General features: G+C 71.2%; 10 protein-coding genes and 1 pseudogene. 5 read left to right on the top strand and 6 right to left on the bottom strand.

The genetic code is table 11. The features are described from left to right. Together sdhA and D452_RS0100345 are read left to right on the top strand one after the other, a co-directional pair. A partial coding sequence (gene sdhA / locus D452_RS0100350) for a succinate dehydrogenase (quinone) flavoprotein subunit (protein ID WP_017542196.1) occupies positions 1-1364 on the top strand: 1364 nt, incomplete at its 5' end. Further along, on the top strand, positions 1361-2107 hold the full coding sequence (locus D452_RS0100345) for a succinate dehydrogenase/fumarate reductase iron-sulfur subunit (protein ID WP_017542195.1): 747 nt from the start codon (positions 1361-1363) through the stop codon (positions 2105-2107). The genes sdhA and D452_RS0100345, both read left to right, overlap by 4 nt. A gap of 219 nt (positions 2108-2326) precedes the next feature. Here D452_RS0100345 and D452_RS0100340 read toward each other — a convergent pair whose 3' ends face one another. The 5 genes from D452_RS0100340 to D452_RS0100320 all read right to left on the bottom strand — a co-directional run bounded on the left by D452_RS0100340 (position 2327) and on the right by D452_RS0100320 (position 5359). Further along, positions 2327-2968, bottom strand: a complete 642-nt coding sequence (locus D452_RS0100340) for a GNAT family N-acetyltransferase (RefSeq protein ID WP_017542194.1) — start codon at positions 2966-2968, stop codon at positions 2327-2329. A gap of 105 nt (positions 2969-3073) precedes the next feature. Further along, on the bottom strand, positions 3074-3709 hold the full coding sequence (locus D452_RS0100335; protein WP_017542193.1) for a GNAT family N-acetyltransferase: 636 nt from the start codon (positions 3707-3709) through the stop codon (positions 3074-3076). Between the two features lie 52 nt (positions 3710-3761). Next, the gene (locus D452_RS0100330) at positions 3762-4469 is read right to left on the bottom strand and encodes a TrmH family RNA methyltransferase (RefSeq protein ID WP_017542192.1); all 708 of its coding nucleotides are present in this window, start codon (positions 4467-4469) and stop codon (positions 3762-3764) included. Between the two features lie 61 nt (positions 4470-4530). Continuing rightward, the gene (locus D452_RS0100325; RefSeq protein WP_017542191.1) at positions 4531-4929 is read right to left on the bottom strand and encodes a hypothetical protein; all 399 of its coding nucleotides are present in this window, start codon (positions 4927-4929) and stop codon (positions 4531-4533) included. Between the two features lie 52 nt (positions 4930-4981). Then, positions 4982-5359 (bottom strand): DUF3054 domain-containing protein, encoded by a 378-nt coding sequence (locus D452_RS0100320; protein WP_017542190.1) that lies wholly within the window; start codon positions 5357-5359, stop codon positions 4982-4984. Between the two features lie 1003 nt (positions 5360-6362). Here D452_RS0100320 and D452_RS29170 point away from each other — a divergent pair. Continuing rightward, positions 6363-7322 (top strand): hypothetical protein, encoded by a 960-nt coding sequence (locus tag D452_RS29170; RefSeq protein WP_017542189.1) that lies wholly within the window; start codon positions 6363-6365, stop codon positions 7320-7322. Between the two features lie 491 nt (positions 7323-7813). Here the strand turns inward: D452_RS29170 and D452_RS0100305 are convergent, their stop codons facing one another. Further along, positions 7814-10003: a S9 family peptidase gene (locus tag D452_RS0100305; protein ID WP_017542187.1), complete on the bottom strand. Its 2190-nt coding sequence runs from the start codon at positions 10001-10003 to the stop codon at positions 7814-7816. Between the two features lie 130 nt (positions 10004-10133). Here D452_RS0100305 and mshB point away from each other — a divergent pair, with 130 nt between their 5' ends. After that, positions 10134-11000 (top strand): N-acetyl-1-D-myo-inositol-2-amino-2-deoxy-alpha-D-glucopyranoside deacetylase, encoded by an 867-nt coding sequence (mshB, locus tag D452_RS0100300; RefSeq protein ID WP_193374195.1) that lies wholly within the window; start codon positions 10134-10136, stop codon positions 10998-11000. A gap of 61 nt (positions 11001-11061) precedes the next feature. Continuing rightward, positions 11062-11383, top strand: a pseudogene (locus D452_RS0100295) (hypothetical protein); the annotation flags it as partial.

Raw genomic sequence — 11383 nt, 5'->3', positions numbered from 1 at the left:
AGATGACCCCCCGCCACGAGATGCTCGAGGTCATCGTCGCGGACGGCAAGGCGCGCGGCATCATCGCCCGCGACATGGTCACCGGCGAGATCGAGACGCACTTCGCCGACGCCGTGGTCCTGGCCACCGGCGGCTACGGCAACGTGTTCTTCCTGTCGACCAACGCCATGGGCTCGAACGTCACCGCCGCGTGGCGTGCCCACCGCAAGGGCGCGCACTTCGCGAACCCCTGCTACACGCAGATCCACCCGACCTGCATCCCGGTCAGCGGCGACTACCAGTCCAAGCTGACCCTGATGAGCGAGTCGCTGCGCAACGACGGCCGGATCTGGGTGCCCAAGGAGGGCGGCGACGCCCGGGACCCGCGCCAGATCCCCGAGGACGAGCGCGACTACTACCTGGAGCGCATCTACCCGGCGTTCGGCAACCTGGTGCCGCGTGACATCGCGTCCCGCGCCGCCAAGAACGTCTGCGACGAGGGCCGCGGCGTCGGTCCCGGCGGTCTGGGCGTCTACCTGGACTTCGCCGACGCGATCGCCCGTCTGGGCAGGGACGCTGTCGAGGCCAAGTACGGCAACCTGTTCGACATGTACCAGCGCATCACCGGCGAGAACCCGTACGAGGTTCCGATGCGCATCTACCCGGCGGTGCACTACACCATGGGTGGTCTGTGGGTCGACTACGACCTCCAGAGCAGCATCCCGGGCCTGTTCGTGACCGGTGAGGCCAACTTCTCCGACCACGGTGCCAACCGCCTGGGTGCCAGCGCGCTGATGCAGGGTCTGGCGGACGGCTACTTCGTCCTGCCGAACACCATCAACGACTACCTGGCCGCGGGCCCGTTCGAGAAGCTGGACGAGAGCCACCCCGACGCCGTCAAGGCGAAGGAGGAGGTCACCTCCCGCATCGACAAGCTGCTCTCCATCAACGGTTCCCGCACCGTCGACTCCTTCCACAAGGAGCTCGGCCACATCATGTGGGACTACTGCGGCATGGAGCGCAACGAGGAGGGCCTGCGCAAGGCGATCGAGCTCATCCGTGAGCTGCGCGCCGAGTTCTGGCGCGACGTCAAGGTGCTGGGCACGAACGAGGAGCTCAACCAGGCTCTGGAGAAGGCCAACCGCGTGGCCGACTTCCTGGAGCTGGGCGAGCTCATGTGCATCGACGCCCTGCACCGCCGCGAGTCCTGCGGCGGCCACTTCCGCGCCGAGAGCCAGACCGAGGACGGCGAGGCCCTGCGCCACGACGACGAGTTCGCCTACGTCGCCGCGTGGGAGTTCGGTGGCGTTGACAGCAAGCCCGTGCTCCACAAGGAAGCCCTGGAGTACGAGTACGTCGAGATGAAGCAGCGGAGCTACAAGTGAACATCACCCTGCGCGTTTGGCGCCAGAAGGGCCGTGACGACGAAGGCCGGATGGTCACGTACAAGCTCACGGACGTCTCGCCGGACATGTCCTTCCTGGAGATGCTCGACGTCCTCAACGAGAAGCTCACTCTCGAGAACGAGGACCCGGTCGCCTTCGACCACGACTGCCGTGAGGGCATCTGTGGTGCCTGTGGCGTCGTGATCGACGGCGAGGCCCACGGCCCGGAGGTCACCACCACCTGCCAGCTGCACATGCGCAGCTTCAACGACGGCGACACCATCACGGTGGAGCCGTGGCGGGCCAAGGCCTTCCCGGTCGTGAAGGACCTGGTCGTGGACCGCGGGTCGTTCGACCGCATCATCCAGGCGGGCGGCTTCATCAGCGCCCCCACGGGTACCGCGCCGGACGCCCACGCCAACCCGATCCCGAAGCCGGACGCCGACCGCGCGTTCGACGCCGCGACCTGCATCGGCTGCGGCGCCTGCGTGGCGGCCTGCCCGAACGCCTCCGGCATGCTGTTCACCGCCGCGAAGGTCACCCACCTCGGCATGCTCCCGCAGGGGCAGCCGGAGCGGGCCTCGCGCGTGGTGAAGATGATCAACCAGCACGACCACGAGGACTTCGGCGGCTGCACCAACATCGGTGAGTGCGCGGCGGTCTGCCCCAAGGGCATTCCGCTGGACACGATCTCGCAGCTCAACCGCGACCTGCTGGGTTCGCTCAGCAAGGGCGTCGGCTAGTCCGACCCCTTCTCGCCGGACGGGCCGTACCCCTCGGGGTGCGGCCCGTTCGCGTTGGCCCACCACCGCTGGGAGGGCCGGGGAGCCGAGCCGCCATGAGGCCAAGAGGCCACGAGGACTGCGGGAAGCTGCCAGGAGGACGGTGCGCCGGTCACAGAACCCCCGACCGACACCGCGAAGGGCCGGGGTGCTCGGACGGCGGGTCACTCGACCGGGGGCTCAGACGGAGGGACGGAGCATGCAGTAGGTGGAGGGGAACGACGGGTCGTTGATCGCGCGGATCACCCGGAAGTCGTACTTCTCGTAGTAGCCGATGTTGGCCGAGTTCATGGTCTCCAGGTAGACCGGGACCCCGTCCGCGTCGGCCTGGGTCAGGCCCGCCCGCAGCAGTCGTGAACCCACACCGGTCCCGCGCGCCACGGGGGCGGTGCCGAGCACCGACAGGTACCAGTGCGCCTCCTCGGGCGCCGAGGCCCTGAGTTCGCCCAGGTACCGGACGATCTCCGGCACGCGGGCCAGACCGACCAGCGCGAGCCAGTGCGGCAGTGAGCGCAGCACCACGGGCAGCCGTTCACCGGACGCCTCCGGCGGGGTCCACAGGGCGGCCCCGCGCACCACCGGGGGGTGGCCCCGGTCCTCCTTGACCTCGTACACCGTGGTGTGGCCGTCCGGGATGCTCCCGAACCCGGCGATCAGCGCGAAGGCCCGGGCGCTCTGGGCCATCCGGCGGTTGTCGTCCGGGAAGAGCCAGCGGAAGAAGGGGTCGTTGTGGAAGGCCCGGCTCAGGACCCGGGCCACCCCGGGGACGTCGTTGATGGTGGCGGTGCGGACCGACTCGACCGTGGCGGCCTTCGGGGTCATCTGCGCAGTCTCCCTCTTCCGGGGTCGTCACCGCCCATGCTAGATCACGGAAACATCACGGGTGGGCCGTTTTCCGGGAAGGGTCCCACAGACGTCGCCGCACGGTCAGGAAGCGGGTCGGAGCAGGAAGTAGCTGGTGCCGACGCCCTCGTGGGGGACCTCGTGCACGCACCGGAAACCGAAGTGCTCGTAGAAGCCGACGCTCTTGTCGTTGAGGGTCTGGGTGAAGACCGGCAGCCCCTGGGAGTCGGCCTGGTCAAGCCCGGCCGTGAGCAACCCGCCAGCCAGCCCCGTGCCCGCCGAACTCGGGTCCACGCCCAGCGCGGCCAGGTACAGGTGGGGCTCCTGGGGAGCGGACATCTTCCACTCGGCGAAGATCCGGACGAAGGCGGCGAGCCGCGCGCGGCCGATGAGCGGGCCCCAGTGCGGCCAGGTGCGCACCGACACCATGGGGCCCTCGGGGTTGCTGGTGGGCAGGGCCCACAGCGCGGCGGCGCGGGTGACCGGTGCGGCTCCGGGTTCCTCGGCGATCTCGGTGACCCGGGTGTCGCCCGCCGGGACGTAGCCGAACCCGGTGGTCAGAGCGAAGAACCGACGGACCTTGGCCATCCGCTGCTCGTCGTCGGGGAACAACCAGCGGAAGAGGGGATCGTCGTGCAGCGAGCGGCTGAGCACCCGGGCCACCCCGGGCACGTCGTCGATGGTGGCGGGTCGGGCGGTGGAGGTGACGATCGGACTCATCCTGGCTACTTCCTGGTAGGGGGCGATCCGCACATGCTAGATCACAAGAAAATCACGAACGTGGGGTGGTCGCGCGGTCGGTCACCCGCTGGTCGAACACGTGCGCCCGCACCCAGGCGTGCATGGCCACGGCGGCGGCCGCGCCGGCGTTGATGGAGCGGGTCGACCCGAACTGGGCGATCGACAGCACGGCCGCACACACCTCGCGGACCTCCTCGGACAGACCCGGGCCCTCCTGCCCGAACACCAGCACGGCGTTGCGGGGCAGCGGGTGGGTCTCCAGGGGGACCGCGCCGGGCAGGTTGTCCACCCCGACCAGCACGAGGTCGTGATCTGCCGCCCAGGCCACCAGCGACTCCGTGTCCGGGTGGTGGTGGACGTGCTGGTACCGGTCGGTCACCATCGCCCCCCGGCGGTTCCAGCGCCGCTTGCCGACGATGTGCACGGCCGCGCAGCCGAAGGCGTTGGCGGTGCGCACCACCGAACCGATGTTGAAGTCGTGCGACCAGTTCTCCACCGCCACGTGGAACTCGTGCCGCACCGTGTCGAGGTCGGCCACGATCGCCTCGCGCCGCCAGTAGCGGTACTGGTCCACCACGTTGCGCCGGTCGCCGTTGGCCAGCAGTTCCGGGTCGTAGTGGTCGCCCTCGGGCCAGGGGCCCTCCCAGGGGCCCACGCCCACCTCCCGCGCCTCGTCCTCCCCGGAGGACTGCTCGACGGGGATCACGGTGGTGGCCTCGGTGGCGGGGTGCTCGTTCATTGCCTCCAGCTTACGAACCGCCCACGGCCACCCGAGCCGGTCACGGTGGACGCTCGCGCCCCTACAGGTGGATGCCCCCGTGGAAGTCGCGGCCCTGGATCACCCTGGCCGACCCGCTCACGTCACCGTGGATCTGGTTGACGACCGAGCCCTCGCCCTCCTGGTTGATCCCGGCTACGTCCGAGCGGAGCTGCGCCAGGAGCCGCCCGATCTCCTGGTCCTCACGCGCGGCCCGCTCCAGGTGCACGGAGACGGTCTCCACGGCCTTGGTGTCGGACTGCTCCAACCGGAGGTCGTCCAGCGCCTCCTGGGCGTCCGGCTCGGAACGGAACCGCTTGGTGACGGCCTGGTAGAAGGACTTGAAGGTCGTGACCACGCCCTCCCCGAGACCCTCACCGAGTTTGGTGGCCGAGGCGGCGGCGAGGGCGGCGACGATGGTGGCGGTGACGGGATCGGCCATGGAGGGCTCCTGGAGGGTGCGGGAGGCGGGCGTACGCCTCCAGTCTTCCCCCTCAGACCGACGTCTGTCGCTTCCTCCGGGACACCAGGAGGGCCAAGGCGCGCCAGCCGAGCATGGTCGCGGCCAGGAACAGCGAGGTCACCAGCACGAAGGACAGGGGAGCCCCCTCGCCGCTGAGCAGGCGCAACGGCATGGCGCCCACGACGGTCACCGCCCACACCAGGACCCCGGTCGGCCAGATCCGGCCAGCGGAGCGCCAAGCCAGGGTGACGACCCACCCGAGGGCCAGAGCGGCCAGGAACGGCCACGCGGTCGCGGCGACGTCGGCCGGGCCCAGGCCGGTCGCGTGGTCGGTCTTGCCCACCACGACGAACACGAGCACGCAGAGCAGGTCGGCCAGCAGGGCCAGCAGCGGGGTGTACGAGCGCATACCCCCAGGCTAGACCCGCATCGGGAACCCCCTCAGCCGGGGCTCCCGCGCCTGCCGGAAACCGAGGGTGACGGAACGAACCACCCCCGCGCCGACCGCGTCAGACCTTCCGGACCCATACTGGTCCCGCCCTCCTGGCTCCCTCCCCCGACCGGAAAAACATCCCCCATGAACCCACCTCCTGGTCCCACCGTCGCCACACCGTCCCTCGACAAAGACCTCCTACCGCCGGGGGTGAGGCGGCCGGCCAAGGGTGACCCCGCCGTGGTCGGGAGTCTCCGTGTGATCGGTCGGATCACCCGGGACGCAGCGGGCACGGCCCTGCTCGGGGTGGATGACACTGGCTCAGCCTCCGTGATCCGCGTGGTTCCCGCCCCGCTGGCCGGCACCCCGGGGGCTCGCGCCCGGCTGGAGGCGGAGTTCAACCGCCTGGCCCGGGTGCGCTCCCTTTGCACCGCCGCACATCGGAGCGCGGACGCCCGGGTCACCGAACCGTGGCTGGTCTCCTCGTACATCCCCGGGCACACCCTCGCCGCGCACGTGGCCGAGCACGGCCCGCTGACCGGTGGCATGCTCACCGCTCTCGCCGCTGGACTCGCTGAGGCCCTTGCGGCGGGACATGCCGTCGGAGCGCTCCACCTCGCCCTGGACCCGAGCAGGGTGATCATGTCTCCGGCGGGTCCCCGAGTGGTGGACCTCGGGATCGCGCGCGCCACCGGCCAACAGATCTCCTCGCCGCGTTGGTCCGCCCCCGAGCAGCGTTCCGCCGACCCCGAGAAGGTCACCGGACACGCCGACGTGTACGCCTGGGGGTCGCTGGTCCGGTTCGCGGCCACCGGTTGGGAGCCCTCCGGAGAGACCACCGGCGAACCGGAGATCGGTTCCATGCCGTCGCACCTGGCCCCCCCTCGTTCGGCGGGCCCTGGCGGAAAAGCCCGAACAACGCCCCACCGCACTGGACGTTCTTCGGGAACTCACCACGGGGGAGGACCCGGCCACGGCGGTGTCCGCGCTCCTGGCGGCCGAGTGGGCCGGGGTGACCGTCCCCGAACCCCGCAGAGCGGGTCGCACAGGCAGGCCCGCCCTGCTCGCCGGGAGCGCCGCCGTGCTGGTGATCGCCCTCTTCGGCGGCTGGGTCGTGGTTCGCCCGGGGACGGAGCCGGAGGGGCCCGGCATCACGGCTGCCGACGGTACTACCGGGGGCGCGGACGAGGAGGAACGGAGCGGCCCGGCTGTTGCCGAGAACCCCGAGGACATCGAAGCGGTGGTGGCCGAGGCGGTGGAACTCGCCCTGGGCGCGTCCAGCTTCACGACCTTCGACTACGCCTACGCCAACAGCGGCGGGGACTTCACTCCGTTCCACTATCTCTACTCAGAAGACCCCCGACCGGCGATGACCCGGGCCAGCTACCTGGGTCCCGTCGGAGGCGGGCTGCTCGCCCTGGGGTCGGATTTGGACGACTTCGTGCACTTCAGCGACGTTCCGGGTGCGACGACCGAGGGTATCGAGCGTGTCTACTACCTCGACCCGGGGCCGAACGCGGAGCGGCGGGGCGAGCCCCGGGCGGAGTGGGAGGCTCTGGTCCACTCCCTGGAGGGCGTCCTTACGGCGGAGGACCCCGTCGTCTACGAAGGACCCAGCACTGTCGACGACGAGTACGTCCCCGTTGAACTGTCGGGTGAGGATTCCGGCGAGCGCGGCGGCCATCACTACTCCGGGACGATCGTCCACACCTTCCAACGCACGACGCACACCGAACCAGTGAAGTCGGACTTCGACCTCTGGATCTCCGAGGAGGGGTATCCAGTGCGATTTCTACTGTTGGGCCTGCCAGGGGAGGGGTTCGGGACCGACTCGGGCGAGCCCCTGACCCTGACCCACCAGACGGACTGCCTCCGCTTCGACCAGCCGGTGCAGATCACCATCCCCGAGGAGTCCGAGATCCTCCCGGAACACCCCTAGGTCACTCCTTCGCCCGATCCACCGTGCCCGCACCTGACCCCGAGGCCGTCCCCTGCGAGCCTTCCCCCGAACACCGGCACCACCGGAACCGGGCCGACTCGTTCCGGCTGCCCCTTCACCCCGTTCCCGTCCCGTCATGGTCCTTCGATGAGCACTTCCCCCACCCCCGCCGAGTCCTGGGGGAACCAGACCACGACGATCCGAGACTGACCCCACCGTCCATGTGCGTGGTGGAGACTCCTTCGCAGGGCTGGGCGGCCGGGCGCATCCCATGGCCACTCCGACCGTCAGGGCAGCCCTCCCCGCCGCGCGGGCCCCGGACGGACGGTGAACCCGACCGGGCCCGTGTATTGTCGCTGTTCGCTTGTCGGACGACCACGACGTCCACTCCAACGACCCCGTGGGCACCGAGGTCCCCGCACCCGACATCGCCACGGCCCCGGTCTCGTACCTCCCCGAGGGAGGTACGAGACCGGGGCCGTGACCCGGGCCTACGCGCCCTTCAGGTTCTGCTTCAGGAAGTCCACCTGCAACAGCAGCAGGTTCTCCGCCGTCACCGGGTCCGCCGGGCTGTGGGTCACGCCCGCGAGCGGCAGCACCGTGTGCGGCCGGCCCGCGGCCAGCAGCGCCTCGGACATCCTCTGCGTGTGCGCGAACACCACGTTGTCGTCGATCAGCCCGTGGACCAGCATCAGCGGCCGCTCCAGCTTGGCGGCGTCCGCCATCAGCGACGTCCTCGCGTACACCTCCGCCTGCTCCTGCGGTGTGCCCAGGTACCTCTCGGTGTAGTGCGTGTCGTACAGGGCCCAGTCGATCACCGGGGCGCCCGCCACGGCCGCGTGGAACACGTCCGGGCGGCGCAGCACGGCCAGCGCCGCCAGGTACCCGCCGAACGACCACCCGTGGATGCCCACCCGGGTCGTGTCCAGGCAGTCGAACCGCTCCGCCGCCTCCGCCAGCGCCGTCACCTGGTCCTCCAGGACCGGCTCGGCGAGGTCGTGGTGGACCGCCTGCTCGTAGTCCAGCCCCAACCCGGGGGTGCCGCGACCGTCCGCGATGAGGACGGCGAAGCCCTGCTCCGCGAACCACTGCGAGGCCAGGAACGCGCCGCGGGCGTTGAGCACCCGCTGGGCGTGCGGGCCGCCGTACGGGGCGACCAGCACCGGCAGCGGCTCCTCGCCCTCGCGGTACCAGGACGGCAGGACCAGCGCGGTGGGGATCCCGCGCTCCCCGGCCAACCAGGTGTGCACGCGCACGTCCGGCAGGTCGGGGGTCTCGGCGAGGCTCTCGATCTCACCGTGGGAGCGGCGCGTCTCGCGGCTGGCGTCGCGCACCACCAGGGTCCGCACCCCGGTGAAGTCCATCGAACGGTGCTGCACCACGAGGGTGTCGCCGCGCAGCCTGCCGGAGCGCACCCCGCCGTGCCCGTCGTCGGAACCGCCCGGCAGCTCCAGCGGTGCGCATGTGCCCAGCCGGGTGTCGGCCAGCCACAGCGACACGTCACCGGGACGCCCGTCGGGGGAACCGGTGAAGAGCACGCGGTCGCCGTCCACGTCCACCACGCCGCGCACGTACACGCCGTCGGCGCTGACCGCGCCCTCGCCCACGTACACCCGGCGCTCGCCCCGGGTGCCGTCGCGGCCGATCCACACCAGCTCACCGGAGGCGGTGAACGCCGGCACACCCGGCATGATCTCCACCCACACGTCGTCGCTCTCGGTGCGGACGGCCGAGACCAGACCGGTGGCGGGGTCGGAGCTGAACAGGGTGAGGGTGCGCTGGTCACGGCTCTGCGCGGTGAACACCAGCACGGGGTTGCCGTCCGGTCCGGTGGTCCACCCCACGGTGGGCAGGTACGGCAGCGCCTCACGGTCCCACTCGATCGGCGTGGGCTCGGGGAGCCCGTCCCGTCGGTACGCGGTCGCGGACGGCACCGCGAGCACCGCCAGCCGCACGTCCGGGTTGGCGGTTCCGGCCGCCGGGTACCGGAGCGGCTGCGGCTCCTGGCCGGGCTGGTTCGGGTCGCCGACGAACCAGCGGTTCACCTCGGCCTCGTCCACCCGGCTGACCGCCAGCGAGTGCCCGTCCGGGGACCACCAGAAGCCGCGCACCCGGCTCATCTCCTCGGCGGAGACGAGGTCGGCCAGACCCCAGGTGACGTGCTCGCCGTCCGGCTCCACGAGGACGCGGTCCCGGTCCGGGTCGCCGTCGTCGGCGATGTCGACCACGCGGACCGCGCCCTGGTGCACGTAGGCCACCCGGTCACCCGCGGGGGCGATCCGGGGGTCGACGGCCGGGCTGGCCACCGGGAGCTCACGCGGGGCGGCGTCGTCCCCGACGAGGTCGACGTAGAACACCCGGCCGGACAGCGTGAACACCGCGCGCGTGAAGGCGTCGTCCACCGTGTACGACACGATGCCGCCGCCGTGCTCGCGCATCCGCTCGCGGCGGGCCCGCTCCTCCGGGGGGAGGTTCTCGTCGTCGGCGCCGAGTTCCCGGGGGTCGGCGAGCAGTGACACGGTCCCGGTCTCCACGGAGTACGACCACAGGCAGGTCGCCCGGTCGGTACCGTCGCGTCCGCGCAGGAAGGTGACGCGTTCCCCGTCCGGGGAGATCTGGAACGCGCGCGGGACCCCGATCGTGAAGCGCTGGGTTCTGGCCTGTTGGCGAGGAAAGCTCATACGCCGATTGTGTCCCATGGCACGGCCCGGTCGTTCCCGCACCCGCACCCGTCGTGCGAGGTCCGCCACCTTCGGCCCCACAGTGGCGTTTGGGAGGAGAAGCACGCATCCGCCCGGTATTGTTCGCTCCGTGATGGACAGGCGACTGATGATGGTGCACGCGCACCCGGACGACGAGAGCATCGTCACCGGTGCCACGCTGGCGAAGTACGCGGCCGAGGGGGCCGGGGTCACCCTGGTGACCTGCACGCTGGGCGAGGAGGGCGAGGTCATCCCCGCCGGTCTGGCCCACCTGACCGCGGACCGCGAGGACACCTTGGGCGAGTACCGGATCGGGGAGCTCGACAAGGCCTGCCTGGCCCTGGGCGTGCGCGACCACCGCTTCCTCGGCGGCCCCGGCCACTACCGGGACTCCGGGATGATGGGCGGCCCCACCAACGACCACCCGAAGGCCTTCTGGGGCGCCGACGTCGAGGAGGCGGCCCGCCGTCTGGCCGAGGTCATCCGCGAGGTCCGCCCGCACGTGCTGGTCAGCTACGACGAACACGGCGGCTACGGTCACCCGGACCACGTCCAGGCCCACCGGGTCACCCGCCGCGCCTGCGCCAAGGCCAACGAGCGGGCCATGCCCGGCACCCCGTGGCAGGTCGGCAAGCTGTACGCGATCGCCCAGCCGGTGTCCCGTATCGAGGCGTCCATCGCGCGGCTCAACGAGGAGGCGGGACCGTTCACCCCGCCCAAGCAGGTGTCGGACATCGCCCGGGGCACCCCCGACGCGATCGTGACCACACGGATCGACGCCTCCGACCACTGGGCGGCCAAGGCGCTGGCCATGCGGGCGCACGCCACCCAGATCACCGTGGACGGGGAACGGTTCGCGCTGTCCAACGACATCGCTCAGGAGATCGACGCCGTCGAGCACTTCACCCTGCTGATGGGGCCGCCCCCCAGGGCCGGTGCGGACGGCTACGAGACGGACCTGTTCGCCGGACTGTGAAGCGGCGGAGTGCCGGGGATCGTGCCACCTTCCCGCCCGGGAGCACCTACCCTCGTCTTCCGTGACCACTCCTGAGACTCCCGAGAACCCCGAGACGCCCCCGGCACCGCGGGGCGGACCGCCCCCGTTCCTGTCGTCGGCGGTGACCGTGCTCTCCTTCGCGGTCCTGCTCGTCGCGGGCCTGGCCGTGGGGGTGCTCTCCGGCTTCGCGATGGGCTGGGTCTCCCATTTCTGGGACCTCGGCCTCTCCCAACAGGTCGGGGGAGCGGCGGGTGTGGTCGCCTTCCTGGTGGCGCTGTACGCGCTGTGCCGCCTGGCCGGGTGGGGGAGCCGCCGCCAGTCCGGCGCCGTGGGCTTCGCGGTCGGCTACGTCGCGGTCATGC

Origin of the sequence: Nocardiopsis prasina DSM 43845, from assembly GCF_000341265.1 — a bacterium.
GTDB classification, from domain to species: domain Bacteria; phylum Actinomycetota; class Actinomycetes; order Streptosporangiales; family Streptosporangiaceae; genus Nocardiopsis; species Nocardiopsis prasina.
This window is presented reverse-complemented; position numbering and strand designations above follow the sequence as displayed.

Bases quoted from the DNA above. Each gene is read 5' to 3' on its own strand.
- D452_RS0100340 (WP_017542194.1), bottom strand. From the start codon at position 2,968: ATGACCCCGAAGGCCGCCACGGTCGAGTCGGTCCGCACCGCCACCATC.
- D452_RS0100335 (WP_017542193.1), bottom strand. From the start codon at position 3,709: ATGAGTCCGATCGTCACCTCCACCGCCCGACCCGCCACCATCGACGAC.
- D452_RS0100330 (WP_017542192.1), bottom strand. From the start codon at position 4,469: ATGAACGAGCACCCCGCCACCGAGGCCACCACCGTGATCCCCGTCGAG.
- D452_RS0100325 (WP_017542191.1), bottom strand. From the start codon at position 4,929: ATGGCCGATCCCGTCACCGCCACCATCGTCGCCGCCCTCGCCGCCGCC.
- D452_RS0100320 (WP_017542190.1), bottom strand. From the start codon at position 5,359: ATGCGCTCGTACACCCCGCTGCTGGCCCTGCTGGCCGACCTGCTCTGC.
- D452_RS0100305 (WP_017542187.1), bottom strand. From the start codon at position 10,003: ATGAGCTTTCCTCGCCAACAGGCCAGAACCCAGCGCTTCACGATCGGG.